Origin of the sequence: Cytobacillus solani (assembly GCF_001420595.1) — a bacterium.
Taxonomy (GTDB): domain Bacteria; phylum Bacillota; class Bacilli; order Bacillales; family Cytobacillaceae; genus Cytobacillus; species Cytobacillus solani.
Genome location: NZ_LJIX01000003.1, coordinates 206,161 through 227,631 on the forward strand (window position 1 = coordinate 206,161; position 21,471 = coordinate 227,631).

Here is a 21,471-nt window from a genome sequence, read left to right on the forward strand (position 1 = left end):
GTTCAAGTAAAGGAATGCCCCTAGGGGATATTCCTTTACTATTATCTTTTTAAATCCCTAATTCTTGGTCTTATTTTAGCTTTTTCTGAAGCTGTTCAGCTTTGAATAATGCTTCAATGTCTTGATTAATCTCCTCAGGCTTGTTTCCATTTCCAATAATATATCCCGCAAAATCAATTCCAACGAAATCAAAAATGTATTTAAATTGCTGAATCATCGGCAGTCCTTTAATAGATGGATCGTCTCCTCCAACAGCAATGACATATGCCTTTTTTTCAGCCATTTTCCTTTTGAAATCAGGATAGTTAGGGTCTCTTAATGTTTGAGACCATCGATCAATGAAGTTTTTCATTATTCCTGACATGCTATACCAATAAATGGGGGTTGAGAATATTAAAATCTCGTGCGGGAGAATACGATCGATAATGGAATTATAATCATCATTTCTGTCCTGAAAGCCTTCTGGTGAATGCCGCATGTCAATAATCGGGTGGATTTGGTAATCCTTCAAGTAAATTATTTCCGCATTTTTTCCCTGGATGGCATGGTTTGTCAGTATTTCAGTATTTCCATTAGGTCGGGTTCCTCCGTCTAAAACGGTAACTGTCATTGTAAAATACTCCTTTTCTCGAAATGAATTTGTATACTAATTGTTCCTTGATTAGCTCTATCTTATAATGATTGTATAAATCGATAAAGATGATTATTTTGATTAATTAAATCGAAAAAAACGATTATAAAAGGCGGTTCACATGGAGATTAAACAATTAATTACTTTTAGTCATGCCGCAGAAAATTTGAATTTTACGCAGACGGCTAAACTTTTGAATTTTGCACAATCAAGTGTAACAGCACAAATAAAAGCCCTTGAAGACGAAATTGGCAAACCTTTATTTGAACGTCTAGGAAAACGATTAATATTAACAGAGGCTGGACACATGTTTAAGCAATATGCTGAAAAGATGATTCGGTTAAGTGAAGAAGCCATACTGGCTGCAAATGGAGAGGAAGAACCAACAGGTACTTTAACAATAGGGGCCCAGGAAAGCCAGTGCACCTATCGATTACCATTAATTCTTAAAGAATTCAAGGATGCATTTCCAAAAGTTAAGCTCATTTTTAAACCGGCACATTCGGATGAGATGGCGAGAAAACAGCTTATGGAAGGGGCATTAGATATTGCTTTTATTATGGATAAGGTTAGACCAGAGGGTTCTTTGAGAGTAGAGGAACTTATCAAAGAGGAATTGAAGCTGGTTGTCGCACTCAACCATCCTAATTCCATTCTCTCACTAGAAGATCTTAAGTATGAAACGCTGTTACTGACAGAAACGGGATGTTCTTATAGAATAATGCTTGAAGACTCGCTTAAATCCGCGGGTGTATATCCATTAGATAAAATAGAATTTGTCAGTATTGAGGCAATCAAGCAATGTGTCATTGCGGGACTAGGTGTGGCACTATTACCCGAGATGGTCGTAGAAAAAGATATTAAGGAGGGAAGAATGAAGGGATTTTCGTGGAAGACTTTCGATTCACCGCTTTATACTCAAATAGCTTGGCATAAAGATAAATTGATGACACCTCCGTTAGAGGCATTTATTCGTTTAACTCGGAAGATATACTTATCTGAATGACTTGTGTGATAAAGCTGTCAATTTTTTGTAAATAGTACGGAAAACTAATGAATATGATGCTTGGTTTTAGAAAAAGGCCTTTGGATAATATGTTAAACTTAGTAAAAGGATATTGAAGGGACTATGATAAATGGATATTAGAAAACCTACTAAGTTGGAACTTAATGAAATTATTACACTTTCACCACAAGCCGTATTTGATGGCACTTTGGGTGAAATAAAACCGTCAAATGAGAAAATTAAACAGCTTGTAGAGCCACTTTTGGAAAAGGGCAGCTCTTATTTAATTGCAACAGAAAACAATACATTAATGGGATGGATCCTCATAGGAACAAGCAAGGACCAATTCACTGATAAAAAATATGGGTTTATTTATGAATTATATGTTTTAGAAAAATTTAGAGGGAATGGGATTTCTATAAAGTTAATGAATAAGGGAATTGACCATTTAAAAAAAGAAGGGCATTCAGAAGTCCGGTTAAGTGCATTTGCAGGCAATCATGCCATTAAGCTGTATGAGAAATTAGGATTTAACATAAGAACAGTCTCTATGAGTTTGCAGGTATAAGTATATTCAAAATTAATAAACCGATTTATTTACAATGAAAAGGGGGAAACGGCATGCTGAGGGATAAGAATTTTAAGGATTAATAGAACGAGTGCAGACAAAGGAAAACATAAACGATGAAATACATTCTGTACCTTTATATGAATTCTTTAAATAAGGGCAATAAATTTGACAAATTTTTTTATTTATGCTATAATTTACAATTAATATTTTCGGTTATATAATAAGATTCTCCTGGCCAGGGGAATCTTATTTTTTTATGGGGGACGATTGTGTGAAAAAAAATGAATCAGTTACGTCATTAGTTTCAGCATTTGGTCGAGCATACCATAGCCAATTTGATACACCCAAGATTTTTGATGATTTTATAGCCAAGGAACTAATAACTAAAAATGAGTTAATAGATATTCAAAAGAACATGGTCCAAGGGATACAATTTTTCAATAAAGAGATTGCTGAAAGGTTTAAAAATAATTCGGATGAAGTGTTAAAATGGATTACACAAGTACAGCTTTCACCGACACCATTGGCACGGGCTGCATATTGTGAGTCCGTATTATTAAATGAAGTAGAGTTAGGAGTTAAACAATATGTGATCTTAGGAGCTGGTTTGGATACATTTTCTTTCCGCTATCCTGAATTAACTAGCAGTCTAAATATTTTTGAGGTTGATCATCCAATTACACAAAAGTCTAAGAAGAAAAGAATAGCTGATGCGCACCTAGAAATACCGAACAACCTGCATTTTGTTCCTATGGACTTTACTAAGGAATTCACTAATACAGCATTGACAAAAGCTGGATTTAAGCAAGAAAAGACCTTTTTTAGCCTTTTGGGTGTCACTTACTATTTAACGAAACCAGAAATCAAGGATTTGCTTGAAGATCTATTTGATCAAATGCCTTCGGGCAGTTCCATAGTATTTGACTATGCAGATGAGAATTTATTTCACGAATCGGGGTTATCCAATCGAGTGAAAAATACAGTAGCCATGGCAGCTGTTGGCGGGGAACCGATGAAATCCTGTTTCGCCTATGGTGAAATGGAAAGCCTTTTAGAAGATGTAGGGCTACTCATATATGAGCATCTAACTCCAATTGAGATTGATGATCGTTATTTTCGCAACCGAGAAGATTATCTATCTGCCTTTGAAACGATTCATTATATACATGCTGTAAAGAAATAATTGATTGTTACATTAAATCCCAACTTTTTGATCAAAGTTGGGATTTTCTTTCTTATCATCTTATTTCTTGCCTATTGCAGCTGGCTAAAATGTTTTAATTTATCGCCAATTTCATCACGCACACGCTGAAAGAAAGCCCATTTTTCTTCATCTGTTCCTTCTGCTTTTGCCGGGTCATCAAATCCCCAATGCTCTCTTTTTACATGTGGTGGTGTAACCGGGCATTTGTCTGCTGCGTCTCCACATAAAGTAACGACCAAGTCGGCTTGATTTAGAATAGCAGGATCAATTATATCTGAGGTTTGCTTAGAAATATCAATACCTGCTTCCTTCATGGCCTTGACTGCATTTGGGTTTAATCCATGCGCTTCAATTCCAGCACTGTATACATTCTACTCGCCGTTTAAATAATTCTTTGCCCATCCTTCTGCCATTTGGCTTCTGCAAGAGTTTCCTGTACATAAAAAGTAGATTGTTTTCTTCATGAATTTTCTCCTCCTTTTATGCTTAATGAATGATTAACAACCATATATATAACCCAACTAAAGTAATAAACAAGGTTGGAATAGTTAACACAATGCCTGTTTTAAAATAAGTCCCCCAAGAGATTTTGACTCCTTTTTGCGAAAGGACGTGAAGCCATAATAAAGTTGCGAGAGAACCTATTGGTGTAATTTTAGGACCTAAATCTGACCCGATTACATTCGCATAAATAAGTGCTTCTCGTATGATCCCAGTTGTTTGAGTGTCCGCAATTGCAAGTGCGTCAATCATAACTGTAGGCAAATTATTCATGATCGAAGAGAGAATGGCAGCAATAAATCCCATTCCTACTGTTGCAGCAAATAAACCTTGATCAGCTGTTGCTTGAATAAGATCGGCTAACACATCAGTAAGCCCTTCATTTCTTAATCCATAAACAACCACGTACATACCAATTGAGAAAAATACAATGGCCCAAGGAGCTCCCTTAATAACTGTACGTGTATTCACAGCATGACTTCTTCTAGCCATGAAAAGGAAAAAAATCGCCACGATGCTAGCAATAATTGATACTGGAATCCTAGTAAATTCACTAGCAAAATATCCAAGAAGCAGTATGCCTAATACACCCCATGATAATTTGAACATTTTTTTGTCTCGAATGGCGTGGGCGGGCTGCTTCAGTTGGGACATATTATAATTCTTCGGAATGCTTTTACGGAAAAATAGAAAAAGCACAAGAATGCTTGCAGCTAATGAAAAGAAGTTTGGAATGATCATTCTTGAAGCAAACTCAGCAAACCCAATTCCAAAAAAGTCAGCAGATACGATATTCACTAAATTACTTACGATTAAGGGAAGTGATGTAGTATCTGCAATGAATCCACTTGCAATAATGAATGGGAATACCATTTTCTCATTAAACTTTAGATTACGAACCATGGCTAATACAATGGGTGTCAAAATGAGCGCGGCGCCATCATTCGCGAACAATGCAGCTACTATTGCGCCAAGTAAGGACACATAGACAAACATGAGAATCCCGTTTCCTCTTGCTGCTCTAGCCATATGTAGTGCTGCCCACTCGAAAAATCCAATTTCGTCAAGAATTAAGGAAATAATGATAATGGCAATAAACGTTAAGGTTGCGTTCCATACGATTGATGTCACATCGATCACATCATTAAAGTCTACAACTCCAACTAGAAGTGCTAAGAGAGCACCTCCACATGCAGACCAGCCGATGCCTAAACCTTTTGGCTGCCAAATGACTAAAGTCAATGTAGCTAAAAAGATTATAATGGCTAAAATAATTGAAATCATGTAGAATCCTCCATGCTGTTAGTCACAAGAAATACGTTTCCCTTGTGCCTCTAACTCTTTTAATTTAGATAGTTGATTTGGCAAATGACTGATTACATTACGGACAAAGTCATAATAAGTGTGTGAAGGATTTAAAGAGTAAAATACCCATTGGCCTTTTCTTGATTCCTTTACTAGGCCACTGTCTTTTAATTTTCTTAAATGCTGGCTTACAGCAGGTTGGGTCATTTGAAAAAGGGCTACAAATTCACATACACAGCACTCGTGATCAGCGAGAATTTTTATCATGGTTAAACGAGTTTTGTCTCCTAAAAGCTTGAGGATATTGGCTGCTGTTTCGATATCTAACTCATGTTTCAATGGTAAACCTCCAATCAATCATCATATAAATTTGAATAGCTAAGCTTATATTATTATATAAGCATATTCTTATATAAACAACTGTTAAATTACTCTTTATTTATTTTTTCTGCAGATTCTGCCTTACTAACAAGATAAAATTTTTTATCTTGTTAAATTCATTTGAGGATACATAAATTAGATTACGAAAATAAGTAATCGCCTCACTCCATTTGAATGTGTAGATACAATGTTTTATTAAGTGGTGTTAGTTTGACGAAAAAACCGTCCAGACGGTACAATAAGGATAAGGAATAGTTTAAATATATGTAAGGAGAGGAGCTAAATGGATTCAAAAGCCAATGAAAAACGCGAATTAATTTTGAGAACAGCAACGCAAATTGTTCTTGACAGTGGCTTTCATTCTTTGACATTGGATGCAGTGGCGAAACGAGCAGGAATAAGCAAAGGTGGGTTGTTATATCATTATCCAAATAAAGATTTATTGATAAAGGGGATAGCGATATACATCTTTGATGAGTTTTGTCATAATTTTAAAAGCTTCGCTGAAAAGGATCCTATTGAGAAAGGGAAGTGGTCTCGCGCTTTAATCGAAGCATCAAAATTTGACCTGGAGCATAATGCGGAGCTAAACGTGGGTATTTCAGCTGCTGCTTTATTAAATTCAGGTGTTGTTCAAAATATATCTGAAAGCTATCAATCTATTTTAACCAAGTTAGAAGATGATGGGATCAATCGAGTTACCGCCATGATCATTCGCTTAGTGTTAGATGGACTATATTACTCGCAATTGTTAAATGTAGCTCAAGTAGAAAAGGAGATGCAGGAGGCGGTATTCCAACAATTAGTAAAGATGACAATCAAGGAGGAATAAGGATGAGTGCTTTTGTCCTTTTATTAATTGCCATTGTAAGCGAAGTATTTGGGAGTTCCATGCTTAAAGTTTCAAATGGGTTTAAGAGAATTTTTCCTTCTTTAGGAATCGTAATCGGATACGGGATTGCCTTCTATGCTTTATCTATATCGTTAAAAACTTTGTCACTTGGAGTTGCCTATGCGATTTGGGCAGGATTAGGAACGGCGCTTACAGCGGTAGTAGGATTTACAATCTACAAAGAAAAGTTTAGCAGCAAAAAGCTAATAGGTTTGCTTTTAATCATCGGTGGAGTCATTCTATTGAATGTTGGAGGAGCTCATTAATATGGAGGGACACAAGTATGAAGGGATATGCCTTTTTATCTATTTCTATAATCGGAGAAATATTTGCAACTTCAATGCTTAAAATGTCAGAAGGGTTTACAGTTTTATTCCCTTCAGTTGGAGTTATTATAGGTTATGCACTTTCGTTTTATTGTTTATCATTGTGCCTTAAGACGATTCCATTAAGTTTGGCCTATGCGATATGGTCAGGTGTTGGAACCGCTTTAACCGCTCTAATTGGTGTATTAGTATGGGGTGAACTATTTAACATGCTTAAATTGTCGGGCATCATCCTGATTATTGGCGGAGTTGTTCTTTTAAATTTATCAGATAAGCCAGAAACAGCAAAAGAACTGTCAAACTGATAGTTCTTTTTTTATTAAGTTTTTACGGTTTGAATGAGTAGGGAATGGAAGGAAATAATGATTTTCATTGGCTTGAAAGTATGCTATCTTTCTTTTTGGTGATAAAAATGATGATTAAAGACCTTTTTACGAATTTGGCTATTCTCGTATCAGTTTTGTTTTTCTATTCTCAAGTATCAAATAAGTATCCGCTGCAAACTAAATCTACGCTTAAAATAAAGATTTTAATAGGTGTATTAGGCGGCGTTTTAAGTAATACTCTTATGCAATATAGTATCACCGTCGATAATACAATGGTGGATCTCAGGCATATTCCGACTATTCTATTAGCCTACTATGGTGGAGCAATACCTGCATTGATTTCCATGATTATGACGCTTGTAGGAAGGTTTCTAATTTCAGCGAGTGTATCTTCTTATCTTGCGATACTTATTAGTGTGTCGGGGACTTTGTTTGCATTATTTTTTTCAAAACAAAATTATTCTAAAAAAGTAAAAATCCTTGCGATAGTAACCTTTAATAATTTGGTGTTCTCCATTGTATTTAGTTATCTTGTAAGTAGCCTTATCATTGTTTTGAAGGTTTTGCCTATTTATTGGATCGTTTCATATTTATCAGCCTATTTATCATTTTATGTACTAGCCTATATAAGAAAAAGCCAAAAACTATTTAATAAATACCAAACAGAATCTACCACAGATGGATTAACAGGATTAAACAATGTGAGGAAATTTGAAGAAGTGTTTGAACACTTAATCAAAGATTTACAAACAAATGAACAGAAACTAGCTCTTCTATTTATTGATATAGACTTTTTTAAAAAGGTAAATGATACGTACGGGCATTCAGAGGGCGATGTGGTTCTGAGGGAATTAGGATTAAGACTTCAGCAAAGTACTAGAACCTTTGATATAGTAAGCCGAAATGGCGGAGAAGAATTTACAGTTCTCCTTTTAGATTGCCCATTAAATCGAGCAAATGAATTAGCGGAACGTATCAGAAAGAATGTTGAGGACACACCTTTTACATTGCATTCAGGGAAAGAAATCGACCTTACTATTTCAGTTGGAGTAGCATGCTATCAAGAAACGACAAAAGACCCAACTATGCTAATAGAGGATGCAGATAAAGCTTTATATCAAGCAAAACAATCTGGAAGAAATAGAGTCTGCAATTACGGGCAATAGGTATTTACTTGATAAAAAGAACCTTAACAAAAGCTGTCAGCCTGACAGCCATGCGGGATTACAGTGTAAAATTATACTAGAAAAGTTAAAGTGTAATGTATACAATGTTTTTTTAAAATCCGCTTGACATTTTTAAATATCTGTAATACAGTTATTTGCAATAATAATACGATCTGTTATTAGCTATGAAAAGGACATGAACTATTTTTGAATTTCTTTCCAGAGAACAGGGTCATTGGCTGGAAGCCCTGAAGAAAAGGAAATGGTTTACCGCCTTGGAGCAATTATGGGGAACTGGTTTGAAACCAAATTAACTATAATCGGTAAATCCGTTATCTTTTTGAGCATAAAGCACATTCATCATGTGCCTTATGGAATTAGGGTGGCACCACGACCGCACTCGTCCCTTTTATTGGGATGGGTGCGTTTTTTTTAATCAAATAGTTATCGCGTTGAAAAGGACATGAATTATTTTTAACTTTCTTATCAGAGAACAGGGTCATTGGCTGGAAACCCTGAAGAAAAGGAAATAGTTTACCGCCTTGGAGCAATTATGGGGAACTGGTTTGAAACCAAATTAACTATAATCGGTAAATCCGTTATCTTTTTGAGCATAAAGCACATTCATCATGTGCCTTATGGAATTAGGGTGGCACCACGACCGCACTCGTCCCTTTTGTTGGGATGGGTGCGTTTTTTTTTATAGTATCAGAATTTTTAACTTTGGAGTTAGAGAATTGTCTAGCTCCAGCGCCTATCGCCTATCAAACTTCAGGTCCCCTCCCTACGATAAGTCAACATCGGTTCGCACTCGCTCACCGTGTTTCCTTTATCTCAGTCGTGACCCTTCCAGTTTGTACGGCGATGATCAAGGCGCTTGCGCTTTTCTAGATAAAATCAAATAGTTATCGCGTTGAAAAGGACATGAATTATTTTTAATTTTCTTACCAGAGAACAGGGTCATTGGCTGGAAGCCCTGAAGAAAAGGGAATAGTTTACCGCCTTGGAGCAATTATGGGGAACTGGTTTAAAACCAAATTAACTATAATCGGTAAATCCGTTATCTTTTTGAGCATAAAGCACATTTCATCATGTGCCTTATGGAATTAGGGTGGCACCACGACCGCACTCGTCCCTTTTATAGGGATGGGTGCGTTTTTTTATTTATAAAGATTTTAAAAATTAGGGGGACTTTAAGATGTCTAATCAAATCGAAGCAGAAAAAAGAAATCATCGAAAGTTAGGTCAAGAGTTAGAGCTTTTTACTTCAATGGAAGAGTCACCAGGGATGCCTTTCTTCCTGCCAAAAGGAATGGTCATTCGTAATGAGCTTGAAAACCTTTGGAGAGAGAAGCACCAAAAGGCAGGCTATCAGGAAATTAAAACACCTATTATGATGAAACAGGAAATTTGGGAGCAGTCAGGTCATTGGCAGCACTACAAGGATAATATGTATTTCTCTCATGTGGATGAACAAAGTTATGCGATTAAACCAATGAGCTGTCCCGGAGCGATTTTAATTTTTAACAATAAACGAAGAAGTTACCGTGAATTGCCGATTCGCTTTGCTGAACTTGGGTTAGTCCACCGCCATGAACTGTCAGGCTCTATTAATGGACTGCTAAGGGTGCGTTCCTTTACACAAGACGATGCCCATTTATTTGTCCGGGTAGACCAAATTGAATCCGAAATAGATAAGGTATTATCCTTGATTGATGAATTCTATGCTCATTTTGGTTTTGAGTATAAGGTAGAGCTTTCAACTCGGCCTGACGAATACATGGGTTCAAAAGAAATTTGGGATGAAGCTGAATTCGCATTAGAGTCTGTTTTAAAAAGCAAAGGGATGCCATACCAAATCAATCCTGGAGATGGAGCTTTTTATGGACCAAAAATTGACTTTCATATTTTGGATTCACTCGGACGAAGCTGGCAATGCGGAACAGTTCAGCTTGACTTCCAAATGCCAGAAAAGTTTGGCTGCTCATATGTAGGTGAAGATGGGAAGCTTCATTGCCCTGTAATGATTCATCGGGCGATTTATGGCTCAGTTGAGCGGTTCATGGCAATCTTAATTGAACATTTTGCTGGTGATTTTCCGCTATGGCTGGCACCTGTTCAGGCAAAAATAATAGCTATTTCAGATTCCCATATTGATTATGCTTCTGAAGTTAAATCACAATTAGAATCTGCGGGAATACGAGTGGAATTGGATTCGAGGTCTGAGAAGATGGGACTTAAGATAAGAGAAGCGGAAAAGCAAAAGATTCCTTATATGCTAATCATCGGTGATCAAGAGGCAAGGGATAGGTCTGTGGCGATAAGAAAGCGAAAGGAAGGAAATCTTGGCGTCATGAGTGTTCAGGCTGTGATTGAGCATTTCAGTGAGGAAATAAACGCAAACAATTAAAGGAAGTTCGACAAGAAAAGTTGAAAAATAGCTGTTGCCAGAATAGGGGTATAGGTATGGCGGAATAATACGATGAAAGATGTTTATGTAGGAGTGAAATCATGCCGGAACTACCCGAAATGGAGACGTATAAATTGTTGCTGCGACCATTGATTGGCGGTCAAACAATTACGGAGGTCACGATAAACCGGGAAAAATCAATTAATGTACCAGTTGAGCAATTTACTTCTCTTGTTTTAAATCAGAAAATAAAAGGCATTGAAAGAAGAGCGAAATATCTAGTTTTCCAGCTGCAAAATGACTCAAATTTACTTTTGCATTTAATGCTTGGTGGCCGAATGTTTTTTGGAAAGGAAGAAGACCGTCCAGATCGAACGGTACAGGTACAATTATCCTTTGGAAATTATCACCTTTACTTTATTGGTCTCCGTTTAGGGTATTTACATCTTTTATCACATGAAATGGTACAGCAGGAATATCAACAAATTGGGCCTGAGCCGCTTGATCAAAATTTTTCTCTCCATGCTTTTCATACCATCATGAAAGACAAAAGAGGGGGTTTGAAAACAACACTGCTGAATCAAGAGGTCATTGCTGGCATCGGGAATCGCTATTCGGATGAAATTCTTTGGCATGCACAGCTTCTGCCAGAAAGAAAAATAAATGAACTAGATCCTGATGATCTTGCTCGCCTATACGAATCAATCCAGCATATTCTTCAGCTCGGGATTCAACAAGGCGGTTATATGGAGGAGCCCCTTTTTAAGGGAGATGGCAAAACAGGAGGCTATGAAATGTATGTCCATAGCCGTGAAGGGGAAAATTGCAGACGGTGTCATTCACCGATTGCAATGAAAGAAATTTCCTCGCGTAAAACGTACTTCTGTCAAAACTGCCAGCATTAAAATGAAAAGAATAAAAATTATCCCAAACAGCACTGTGATTCGTTTGAAATGAACTACAGTGCTTTTTCTTTTAAGACTTCTTTCGATTAATATTTTTTGTAATGATTGCAAAAGCTTAGTGTGTATTGACGAAAAATAAAGAAGGTATCTAATACATGATTCGGATTTTTGCTGTTACTGTCGATTTAAAACTGATAAAAGATATACCAATGGATCGCTTAACTGATCAAAATATAAAATGGTATTGGGTAGATTTTGATTCTCCTGCTGAAGAGGAAGTGAAGCTTCTTAAAACACATTTTAATTTCCATCCACTTGCGATAGAAGACTGCTTGCACTTTTTACAGCGTCCTAAACTTGACCATTACGAGGGCTATGATTTCTTTGTTTTGCATACATTAAACCAATCTTCACTAATGCCTGAAGAAGTGGATGTATTTGTAGGACATAATTTCATTGTAACTTTTCATCTTACATCCTCAGTTGAAATTGAATTCATTCAACAAAGAATAATAGAAGATAAAGCTGTTATAAGTAAAGGTGCAAAATATATTTACTATTTAATAATGGATAAAATTGTAGATGAATTTTTCCCAAGTGTTTATCAAATGGAAGATGAATTAAATGAAATCGAAGCAAAAGATGCAAACCAAAATTTAATTGAGGAAGTTTATGAAATCAGGAAAAAACTGCTTAGATTGCGCAGAACCATTTTACCTATGCGAGAATTACTTTATAGGATTTTAAACTCTGAGAACTTAATCATTCCTAAAGAAGAACGGATTTATTTTATGGATATATACGACCATTTGCTGAAGCTTTCTGAAATGATTGAGTCCAATCGGGAAATGACAGCAGATATTCGGGATAGTTATCTTTCCATTAATTCTGATCGAATGAATACGATTATGAAGACGCTTACTGTGATGACATCTGTTTTTGTCCCTTTAACCTTTATCGCAAGCATTTATGGAATGAACTTTGAATATATGCCGGAACTCTCCTGGCATTTTGGATACTTCGGTGTATTAACAGTAATGCTTGTGGTTGGCTCTACTATGTTAATCGGATTATGGATTAAAGGCTGGTTTAAATAAAATATATGGTGGGACGAGGGGACAGGACCCTTGTCCCATTTTTGTTTTAAATAGGAATCAAGTGTGTTTTTCAAAGCTATGTGAAAAGGAATTAATGAATATGTGTAGAATAAAGATTTTTGTAGTAAATAATTTCAAAGAAATATAGCAGCTGGGAGGAATAGGGAAATGAAAGATAACAGAGCCAAGAAAATGTACGATTACCATGTTTGGGCTAACCAGAAAGTATTCCAGCATTTGAAGCAATTGCCTGAGGGGATTTATAAAGAGAGGATCAATAGTGTGTTCTCATCGATTTCAGAGGTAATGGTCCACCTGTATGCAACAGATGTCACGTGGCTGGAGACGATGAAGGGAAGCAGTTATCAGGATACAGTTACAGCGGTTAACCGCCGAAAGCAAGAGGCATCTGAAGTATCTATCGCCGAACTTGAAGGTCTTTATCATTCGCTTTCAGAAGAATATTATCATTTTTTTGCAGAGCAGCAGGATGGAGAGCAAATCATTATTACTGAGCACCCTCGATTTGGACGTACGGAATTCGTACTTGCCGATCTTATTCACCATGTAGTCAATCATGGCACCTACCACCGCGGAAACATATCAGCCATGCTGCATCAGCAAGGTGAACGAGGAATTCCAACGGACTATGTATATTATCTTTTTAAGTGATGGGACGAGAGCCTCGTCCCACATTTCGGACATCAAAGAAGGTTAATCTTCGTAACCATTAATTATTTTTTATCATATATCGAGGCTAAGAAAAAGCAGTTTGCGAGCAAACGAAAGCTATGCTGGGTATGGGCACGGAATGTAAGGTCGTTTGCAAATAATGTAAATGGCTGCTCATTGTAGATTGTTGTAAAGGCAAGAGTTTTTCCTTTTGCTTTTCCGTGTCCAGGCCAAAGACCAGCAATAAAGAAGTCATCATCATCTGCAACCTTTGCCAGCACCTCTGCATCCTCTGGTACTGCTGTAATCCAGGAGCCTGTTCTAACGTAAAGAGACTCTTTCGCACCGTATCCCGATGTATATATCCCCTTTTCCATATAGCGTGAAGCAAACCTTCATACCAGAGCTCAGTCACATCGAAATCAAAGCCTGGAAGAAGCCCTGCTTCCTTAACGGTTAGGAGAGACCATCCACCTGTACCAACATACTTCTTTACCAACCAAGTTCTCCTTCGTTACTTTTCCTGCGTCATCAAAGATAATATCAGCTTTATCTATATCAACAACCGGGAATCCAAGCTCCTTAACGACAAACTTGCTTTCAGCTGAACCGAGTACAGCGATTTTGGGCTGCTTCAGCACTGCCGTCTGGAGGGAAGCTGGTGCTGGAGTAGTATCAAGTGAATAATCTTTGGCATATGTCAAAAGTCTTTTGTTTGAACAAGGAAATATCCCCTTTGAATAATCCCGGCATCTTTTAGGACAAGCTTGACTTCTTTACCATTCTTAAGCAACTGGTTCACAGCCTTGATCGCATCATTATTTGAATTTGAAACAACATAAGAATCGATATTTGCTTGAATTGACGTATTCGGCCGATCTCTTCACCCTTCGAATTAACAAACCATTTATCGACTTTGCGATTGTCCTCTCCGTCAACACTTCGTTTAAAAAGTGTCAACTGCTTTTTAAAGAGCTCGTCTTTGTGTTTTACGACAAAGTCTGTTGCACCGAGTCCTACATGAACAGCTGCATTAAGTGAATCCTGGCTTAATGTCGGTACTTCGACTATATGCCCAAGACTGCCTTGAAGCATTGCGATCATCGGCATATAGGACGGGTTCATGTCATCCCAGCCAATCCCGTAATCAAGCATCGGAATTGTATAAGATTCAATCTTTGAGTTGGCCACACCAGCCGGCCCATCGCATGAGCCTGTTCAATCATACTTTCAATCAGCAGGTCATATTCAAAGTTAGGATTATGCGGTGGTGTTGAAGGTTCAATTATAAAGTCTTCTATATATCCATGTAATTCAATAAATGACAACGGTGTCCATTTTGCAAACTCTTGATTAACAGCCACCGTTTCCACTTGTGTTTGGTAGGCATTATCACGGATTAAATCAAACCCTTCAGCGTTTGCGCGAGTATTTGCAGCACGACCATCCGGATTATGAGTAAAGTTAAAAAGAATAATAACATTATTAAGTACTTCTTTTATATTTAATGTTACATTCTGCTTGTTGTTATATTCATCTGTTGTCTTGAATGTCACTTCATCCTCAAGGGCAAATTTTTTTAACAATTCTACTTGAGCATCAATACCTTCAACCTCATCTGGATGAATGTTGTTAAACCAGATTGGAACTTGATAATCACCTATTGTGCCATTTTCAAGTTTCTTTAATAGTTCTGCAGGATTTTCAAGAGCTGTTGGCAGTGTTTCATCTAAATACTTATCTACTGCAGTTTCATCTTTCGCCAAAATCACAAAATGAAGATCGCGTCCTTCAGAGGATTTCCCAATCGTCTTATACGCTAGGTAGCGATCATCGCCCGCTTTAGAGATCACATCATCAATGGTTGGCTTTATCTCTTCATACTTCAGAAATTCATCATATACATTCAATTTCAATGTCGCTGCTGCAGCCTTCTGTGATTGCAGATCCTTTACCTCTAGCTTGTATTTCCCTATCAGTTTAGGATAAAGCACACGAATCGTTCTTGGTGATAAATCTGTCGTCCCATAAGGCAGACCAAATTTAATTTCTGCCTTAATAATAGTAGAATTTCCAGAATAGGCAGGCTCTTTAACAAATGAAATATACGAATCTCCGCTGTACTCGTTAGCTTTAACATTCCATTGCTTCCACTTGGAAAAGGATTTTCCTCCAAATGTCCACTCTAGCTTATTGAGATTTACTCTCCTGCCAAAATCAACCTGTACTTTTATCGTACGTTCCTCTGTGATGGAAAGGAGCGGCTGGTCCACTTTAACTCTACTTCAGCATTTGTCTTAACCTCATCTTGATTGGCATGAGCAAACCCAGCTGATAGATCCATCATTATGATCAATACAACTGTGACTAATAATAAAAAAAACGTTTCATCAAATCTCTCCTCTCTAAAATTAAATATTTTGAAAAAAACCAACTCCTCTTTCTATGTTTATTTAAACAGAGAGTAGGGAGTTGTTTTTTTAGTTTTCCTTATAGATATCTTAAGATTATCTTATGATTTTATTTGTAGCGCAGGATAGTTCTACATATTCCTATTGCATATACAAGGTACCCGGAGAGGAACCTTGTCCCTCTTGTTTCTTCTTATTCTTCTTCCCCATGGCGCAGCATTCGGTAACCAACACGAATGTGTGTCTGGATATATTTCGGGTTTGCTGGATCTTCTTCAATCTTTTTACGGAGTGTCGCCATAAAAACACGCAGGCTAGGGACATCTGACTGCAGTACTGTTTGCCATACTTCCTTTAATAAAAAATTATGAGTCAGCACCTTGCCGACATGTTTGGATAAAACGACTAACAGCTTATATTCAATCGGAGTCAAATGCACTTCCTTCCCATGCACAAAGACAGTATTTGCTAAATAATCAATTTGTAAATCGCCATTGACGAATATAGGCTGAGCCTGATCCAAGCTTTGTTCGCTTGTATTTCGCCTTAATGCTACTCGAATACGAGCAAGCAGTTCTTCTACGCTAAACGGCTTTGTCACGTAATCATCGGCACCAGCATCAAGGGCATTGATTTTATCATATTCTTCACCTCGTGCACTTACGACGATAATGGGGGTTTGCGACCAGCTACGGATTTTTTGAATGATATGGACGCCGTCTATATCGGGCAGTCCTAAATCGAGAATGATGACATCGGGTCTCATTGAAAGGGTCTTTTGAAGAGCGCTCCCGCCATCGTGTACAATGTCATATTCGTAATGCTGAGTAGATAAAGTCATTCTAATTAAGTGACCGATAGCAACATCATCTTCTACCACAAGGATTCGTTTATTCATTGATATTTACAGCTCCTTTTTTAAGCGGAAAAATAAATATGGTACCAATCGGTTTATTATCCGTAACAGTCAGTTCACTTCCGTGTAATTTTAAGATTGTTTGGCATAATGATAAACCAAGCCCAAGACCACGGCGGCTGTCGCTTCGCTGTACTTTCCCTGTTGTAAAAGGCTCAAATAATCTTGCTTTTAATGAATCTTCAATGCCTGGTCCATTATCTATGATGCTAAAATGTACATTGTCACCGACTTCCTTCGCGTTCAGGGTTATTTCGCTGCCTGCAGGTGTATAAGTCAATGCGTTATCGATGATATTGATGATGACCTGAATCATGAGTCGTGCATCCATCAAGGCAAATAACAATTCTGGCTCAATATGATAAGAAATTTTGTGTGTATTGTTCAAATGAACGCTGTGCAGAAGTGCTTCCTGAAAAATATCTTCTATAAGTTCAGGCTGCATCTCAATAGCGAAATGTCCATCCTCAAGCCTTGAAACAGCAAGCAAATTTTCTACCATTTGTACGAGCCATTTTGAGTTATTATAAATATCTTGGTAAAGCTGATTTTTCTCTCTATCATTTATCAGCTTGCCACTCGTTAACAAAATATCCGCATTCCCAGAAATACTAGTAAGCGGTGTTCTTAAATCATGAGATATAGCCCGCAAAAGATTTGCTCGCATTTGTTCCAGCTCTGCCTCTCGAGCAACTTCTTCATTTCTTTTCTGTAAATACCATTTATCAATGGCAAATGAAAAGTCATTAATGATGGCGTGCAAAATATGACGTTCAAATGCGGGCAATGGCCATTCTTTTGATAGAGCAATTCCGATTACTCCCTTCACATTGCCGCCTGACACAACAGGTAAATAATAGGCTTGTGCCGCTGGAAAGATATCTGTTGACATACCTGCTACATGCGTATTACTTGCAGCCCAGATCACCACTCCACGCTCACTGGCACTTTCAAATGCGGCAGCTATTTCTTTGTTTTCTATGTCAGTCATGCTATCTGTTTTGAAAAAAGCAGATTTTATGATCAGGTTATTGTTGATCTCAAAAAAACATACTGGCTTTTCTACTAGTTTAATAATTTGTGCCATTCCTTCATTGATAATTTCTTCAATGGATTTTGCGTGTTGTAATTTACGGTTTGTTTCGAGCAGCACTTCCATGCGGTAAGATTTACGAACGGCAGCGGATGCTTGTTCTTTCACTTTCCTCGTTAGGCTGCTTGTAATAAACCCGGAAAGGAACATAATGATAAATGTCATTGGGTAGTCCTGATGGTAAGCTTCGAATGAAAATCGCGGTTCGGTAAATAAAAAGTTATAGGTAAGCACAGCGATCAGCGAGCTAATCATACTCATGATCCATCCAGTTGTCCATGTTGCAAGAATTAAAACACCTAATATATATATTGTAATAATATTTGATTCTTTCAGACCGTAGGCAAAGAAAAACAGTCCAATAAGCGATGCCAAACCAAAAACTGCTAACATTTTAAATAAGTCCATCCACTCAAATTTAATTTGAGGTCTTACTCCCAAAAAACGAATCGATTCGTTTTCCTCATCCGGTACAATATGAATGGCTAAGTTTGGGACAAAGTCATTGAGCCTATCACTTATTTTTGAATGAGGAACCCCCCATTTCTTTTTCAGTGCCGTTCTTCCGATTACTAACTTTGTCACACCGCTAATTTTTGCGTAATTTGCAATTGCCGCTGCAATGTCGTCTTCTTGAACGATCACTACATGTCCACCGAGCTGCTCAGTTAGTTTTATATGCTGCTGCAGTCGCTGGGCATTTGCTTTATTGCTATCATTCCAATCATTTTTTTGTACATAAAGTGCTGTGAATTTCCCATGTAAAGCCTGGGAAAGTCTTGCGGCTGTTCTAATCACTTTTGCATTTGTGGGAGATGAGCTGATGCCTACTAATATATGCTCCTCAACATGAATGCATGGATCAGATGACTTACTCTGCTGAGTCTTTTGATGATAAATGGTATCAGCCGTCCGCCTTAGTGCAATTTCGCGCAGGGCGACTAAATTCTGTTTTCGGAAAAAGAAGTTCAATGCTTTTTCCGCTTGTGTGGGATGATAAATTTTCCCTTCTTTTAACCGTTGAATTAAATCATCTGGTTCAATATCGACAAGTTTTATTTGCGCAGCATGATCAATCATATAATCTGGTATATGCTCACGTACTTTTACTCCTGTTATTTCTTCTATCAAATCGTGAAGGCTTTCAATATGTTGGATGTTGACGGTTGTGTATACATGAATACCCTTTGCAAGTAATTCCTCCACGTCACCAAATCGTTTTAAATGGCGCATTGTTGGTACATTTGTGTGGGCCAGCTCATCAATCAATACAAGTTCCGGCTTCCGTTTAATGACAGCATCAATATCCAGTTCTTCAAATACCTTTCCTTTATAAGTTATTTCTCTAGTTGGTATTCGTTCAAGTCCTACTAGCAAAGCGGTAGTTTCGGGACGGGGATGCCGTTCTACATAACCTACCACGACGTCGGTACCGAGGTTTTTTGCCAGCTGAGCAGCTTCAAGCATGGCGTATGTTTTTCCTACTCCAGCAGCGTATCCAAGAAATATCTTTAGTTTGCCTGTTATTCCATCTGTATCATCTTGTTTGATTCTTGCTAATAATTCCTCTGGAATTGGACGTGTATCTTCCATCCCCTTCACCTCTCTTTCATTATAGCTCCTATACACATTAAGAAAGTGTAAAGATTTTTACCTTAATGTCTTCTTAATATAAAATGCGTTTTTCTAACACTACATTAATTTGAACTTCATTATGATGAAACCATTCATTAGAAGAGAGGATGATTCAATTGATGGATGTTTTCATGATTGGTTTGCTGGCTGTAAGCTTTGCTAGTCTTTATGGACTGACCATATGGTGCTACAAACAAGTGAATAATTAAGGGGGAATAGGGATGTGGATAGTTTTAGGGATTATTATTTTCCTGCTGTTTGGTTATTTAGGGCATGCATTACTCTACCCAGAAAACTATTAATTGCCTTTAGGAGGTTAGGAATATGTGGCAAATTGCCATTATTTTAGTCATTTATGTACCGCTTGTCATTTTAGCCGGTCATTACCTGTATCATGTGACGATGCAGCAAAAGACCTGGCTCGATCCGGTATTAAACCGAGTCGATCATGTTATCTACAAACTGAGCGGCATCAAGCAAGTGAACATGACCGGTAAACAATATGTGCTGGCATTGATTCTTACCAATGCCTTTATGGTATTCATTGGATACGTTTTATTGCGTGTTCAATCTGCTTTGTTTTTGAACCCGAATGACGTTGGAAATATGGAAGCGACGCTTTCATTCAATACAATCATTTCTTTTATGACAAATACAAATCTTCAGCATTATAGTGGGGAATCAGGCTTAAGTTATATGTCCCAAATGCTTGTTATTACATTCATGATGTTTACTTCAGCAGCAACAGGTTATGCGGCGTGTATGGCGTTTTGCAGACGTTTAGTGGCCAAAACTGATACACTAGGTAATTTTTTTGTTGATTTTGTACGAGTAATTACTCGTGTATTAATGCCTATTTCTATCATCGTTTCAATTATTCTAGTATCTCAAGGTTCACCGCAAACCTTCAGCGCGAATAAGACTGTTCAGACAATCGAAGGCAAGATGCAGGATATCGCTCTTGGGCCTATCGCATCACTTGAATCGATTAAGCATGTTGGAACAAATGGCGGGGGCTTTAATGGGGCAAATTCAACAACTCCATTTGAAAATCCAACAGTTCTTACGAATATCGTAGAGTTGCTATCCATGATGCTGCTGCCAGGAGCTTGTGTCGTTGCCTTTAGCCTAATGGTTGCCCATCGCCGTAAGAAAATGTTATTTGGCAAACAGGGTTTCGTCATTTTTGCAGCAATGAGTGTTCTGTTTTTAATTGGATTAGTTACTTGTTATGTGGCAGAGCAAGCGGGGAACCCAATTATTAGTGAACTTGGGATCACACAGGATCTTGGCAGTATGGAAGGGAAGGAAATGCGCTTTGGTGTCGCACAATCAGCTTTATTCACTGTTGCGACAACAGCCTTCACGACGGGGTCTGTTAATAATATGCATGATACCTTAACTCCAATCGGTGGACTTGTGCCGATGTTCAATATGATGTTGAACGTTGTATTTGGTGGGAAGGGGGTTGGATTGATGAACATGATGATGTACGTGCTTCTAACAATTTTCATAGCCTGTCTGATGATTGGTCGGACTCCCCAGTTTTTAGGAAAGAAAATTGAGGAAAAAGAAATGAAGCTAATCGCACTTTGCATATTGATCCACCCTGCAATTATTCTTTTATTCTCAGCGCTTGCTGTCGCAACAACAGCCGGGGTGGCTGGGATCACAAATCCGGGCGCACATGGATTATCACAGGTTCTGTATGAGTTTGCCTCTTCATCGGCTAACAACGGTTCAGGATTTGAAGGATTAGCTGATAACTCAACATTTTGGAACGTAACGACTGGACTAGCGATGTTCTTTGGCCGCTATCTATCTATTATAATCCAATTAGCTATTGCCTCTCTCCTTGCAAAAAAAATGTGGCACAGCGATTCGGTAGGAACATTGAAAACAGATAATGCCATGTTTGCATTCTTGCTTGTCGGAATTGTCCTGATGATTGGCGCCTTAACATTTTTACCTGCGCTGGCACTTGGTCCAATTACTGAGCATTTACAAATACATTTTTGACGAG

General features: G+C 37.7%; 22 protein-coding genes, 1 pseudogene and 3 other annotated features. Of the genes and pseudogenes, 13 read left to right on the forward strand and 10 right to left on the reverse strand.

The genetic code is table 11. The features are described from left to right. Positions 1-70: 70 nt before the first annotated feature. Positions 71-610, reverse strand: a complete 540-nt coding sequence (locus AN957_RS01065) for a flavodoxin family protein (protein WP_053478010.1) — start codon at positions 608-610, stop codon at positions 71-73. A gap of 142 nt (positions 611-752) precedes the next feature. On the opposite strand from AN957_RS01065, the gene AN957_RS01070 reads away from it, so the two are divergent. From AN957_RS01070 to AN957_RS01080, 3 genes are all read left to right on the forward strand, one after another. Then, positions 753-1,637, forward strand: a complete 885-nt coding sequence (locus AN957_RS01070; RefSeq protein WP_053478011.1) for a LysR family transcriptional regulator — start codon at positions 753-755, stop codon at positions 1,635-1,637. Between the two features lie 130 nt (positions 1,638-1,767). Next, a complete protein-coding gene (locus tag AN957_RS01075) occupies positions 1,768-2,205 on the forward strand; it encodes a GNAT family N-acetyltransferase (RefSeq protein WP_053478012.1) in 438 nt (145 codons plus the stop codon). 274 nt (positions 2,206-2,479) lie between these two features. Beyond that, positions 2,480-3,391 carry a class I SAM-dependent methyltransferase gene (locus tag AN957_RS01080; RefSeq protein WP_053478013.1) on the forward strand — a complete coding sequence of 304 codons (912 nt, stop codon included), beginning with the start codon at positions 2,480-2,482 and terminating at the stop codon, positions 3,389-3,391. Positions 3,392-3,462: 71 nt separating this feature from the next. On the opposite strand, the pseudogene arsC reads toward AN957_RS01080, so the two are convergent. The 3 genes and pseudogenes from arsC to AN957_RS01095 form a co-directional block, all read right to left on the reverse strand. Then, positions 3,463-3,876, reverse strand: a pseudogene (gene arsC / locus AN957_RS01085) (arsenate reductase (thioredoxin)). Positions 3,877-3,898: 22 nt separating this feature from the next. Next, positions 3,899-5,197 carry an arsenic transporter gene (locus tag AN957_RS01090; RefSeq protein ID WP_053478015.1) on the reverse strand — a complete coding sequence of 433 codons (1,299 nt, stop codon included), beginning with the start codon at positions 5,195-5,197 and terminating at the stop codon, positions 3,899-3,901. An 18-nt stretch (positions 5,198-5,215) separates the two neighbouring features. Next, entirely contained in the window at positions 5,216-5,557 is a 342-nt protein-coding gene (locus tag AN957_RS01095) for an ArsR/SmtB family transcription factor (RefSeq protein WP_053478016.1), read from the reverse strand. A gap of 325 nt (positions 5,558-5,882) precedes the next feature. On the opposite strand from AN957_RS01095, the gene AN957_RS01100 reads away from it, so the two are divergent. The 8 genes from AN957_RS01100 to AN957_RS01135 all read left to right on the forward strand — a co-directional run bounded on the left by AN957_RS01100 (position 5,883) and on the right by AN957_RS01135 (position 13,393). Further along, a complete protein-coding gene (locus AN957_RS01100; protein ID WP_056681829.1) occupies positions 5,883-6,431 on the forward strand; it encodes a TetR/AcrR family transcriptional regulator in 549 nt (182 codons plus the stop codon). 2 nt (positions 6,432-6,433) lie between these two features. After that, a complete protein-coding gene (locus tag AN957_RS01105; RefSeq protein WP_053478018.1) occupies positions 6,434-6,757 on the forward strand; it encodes a DMT family transporter in 324 nt (107 codons plus the stop codon). 17 nt (positions 6,758-6,774) lie between these two features. Next, positions 6,775-7,122 (forward strand): DMT family transporter, encoded by a 348-nt coding sequence (locus AN957_RS01110; protein ID WP_053478019.1) that lies wholly within the window; start codon positions 6,775-6,777, stop codon positions 7,120-7,122. A gap of 44 nt (positions 7,123-7,166) precedes the next feature. Then, positions 7,167-8,309 (forward strand): diguanylate cyclase, encoded by a 1,143-nt coding sequence (locus AN957_RS01115; protein WP_245637748.1) that lies wholly within the window; start codon positions 7,167-7,169, stop codon positions 8,307-8,309. Between the two features lie 176 nt (positions 8,310-8,485). Then, positions 8,486-8,720 (forward strand) — a binding site (T-box leader). Positions 8,721-8,752: 32 nt separating this feature from the next. Next, positions 8,753-8,987 (forward strand) — a binding site (T-box leader). Positions 8,988-9,213: 226 nt separating this feature from the next. Continuing rightward, positions 9,214-9,449: a binding site (T-box leader), on the forward strand. A gap of 58 nt (positions 9,450-9,507) precedes the next feature. Further along, positions 9,508-10,719: a threonine--tRNA ligase gene (gene thrS, locus AN957_RS01120; RefSeq protein ID WP_053478021.1), complete on the forward strand. Its 1,212-nt coding sequence runs from the start codon at positions 9,508-9,510 to the stop codon at positions 10,717-10,719. A gap of 101 nt (positions 10,720-10,820) precedes the next feature. After that, positions 10,821-11,624 carry a bifunctional DNA-formamidopyrimidine glycosylase/DNA-(apurinic or apyrimidinic site) lyase gene (gene mutM / locus AN957_RS01125; RefSeq protein WP_053478022.1) on the forward strand — a complete coding sequence of 268 codons (804 nt, stop codon included), beginning with the start codon at positions 10,821-10,823 and terminating at the stop codon, positions 11,622-11,624. A gap of 155 nt (positions 11,625-11,779) precedes the next feature. Continuing rightward, positions 11,780-12,721, forward strand: coding sequence for a magnesium/cobalt transporter CorA (gene corA, locus AN957_RS01130; RefSeq protein WP_056681832.1), 942 nt, complete (start codon positions 11,780-11,782; stop codon positions 12,719-12,721). A gap of 168 nt (positions 12,722-12,889) precedes the next feature. Further along, on the forward strand, positions 12,890-13,393 hold the full coding sequence (locus tag AN957_RS01135) for a DinB family protein (RefSeq protein ID WP_053478024.1): 504 nt from the start codon (positions 12,890-12,892) through the stop codon (positions 13,391-13,393). A 62-nt stretch (positions 13,394-13,455) separates the two neighbouring features. Here AN957_RS01135 and AN957_RS01140 read toward each other — a convergent pair whose 3' ends face one another. The 6 genes from AN957_RS01140 to AN957_RS01165 form a co-directional block, all read right to left on the reverse strand. Beyond that, the gene (locus AN957_RS01140) at positions 13,456-13,770 is read right to left on the reverse strand and encodes a hypothetical protein (protein ID WP_056681835.1); all 315 of its coding nucleotides are present in this window, start codon (positions 13,768-13,770) and stop codon (positions 13,456-13,458) included. Positions 13,771-13,842: 72 nt separating this feature from the next. Further along, on the reverse strand, positions 13,843-14,097 hold the full coding sequence (locus AN957_RS01145) for a hypothetical protein (protein WP_056681838.1): 255 nt from the start codon (positions 14,095-14,097) through the stop codon (positions 13,843-13,845). A gap of 94 nt (positions 14,098-14,191) precedes the next feature. Beyond that, positions 14,192-14,518, reverse strand: a complete 327-nt coding sequence (locus AN957_RS01150) for a hypothetical protein (RefSeq protein ID WP_056681842.1) — start codon at positions 14,516-14,518, stop codon at positions 14,192-14,194. After that, positions 14,515-15,666, reverse strand: a complete 1,152-nt coding sequence (locus AN957_RS01155) for a M14 family zinc carboxypeptidase (protein ID WP_056681845.1) — start codon at positions 15,664-15,666, stop codon at positions 14,515-14,517. The genes AN957_RS01150 and AN957_RS01155 overlap by 4 nt, the downstream gene beginning before the upstream one ends. Positions 15,667-15,997: 331 nt before the next feature. Beyond that, positions 15,998-16,702, reverse strand: coding sequence for a response regulator (locus AN957_RS01160; protein ID WP_056681849.1), 705 nt, complete (start codon positions 16,700-16,702; stop codon positions 15,998-16,000). Beyond that, the gene (locus tag AN957_RS01165; RefSeq protein ID WP_056681852.1) at positions 16,695-19,406 is read right to left on the reverse strand and encodes a sensor histidine kinase; all 2,712 of its coding nucleotides are present in this window, start codon (positions 19,404-19,406) and stop codon (positions 16,695-16,697) included. Before AN957_RS01165 ends, AN957_RS01160 begins: the two co-directional genes overlap by 8 nt. 263 nt (positions 19,407-19,669) lie before the next feature. Between AN957_RS01165 and kdpF the strand changes: the two genes are divergently transcribed. Together kdpF and kdpA are read left to right on the forward strand one after the other, a co-directional pair. Then, positions 19,670-19,750 (forward strand): K(+)-transporting ATPase subunit F, encoded by an 81-nt coding sequence (gene kdpF, locus AN957_RS29060; protein ID WP_075209063.1) that lies wholly within the window; start codon positions 19,670-19,672, stop codon positions 19,748-19,750. 22 nt (positions 19,751-19,772) lie between these two features. Next, positions 19,773-21,467: a potassium-transporting ATPase subunit KdpA gene (gene kdpA / locus AN957_RS01170; RefSeq protein ID WP_056681855.1), complete on the forward strand. Its 1,695-nt coding sequence runs from the start codon at positions 19,773-19,775 to the stop codon at positions 21,465-21,467. Positions 21,468-21,471 lie beyond the last annotated feature (4 nt).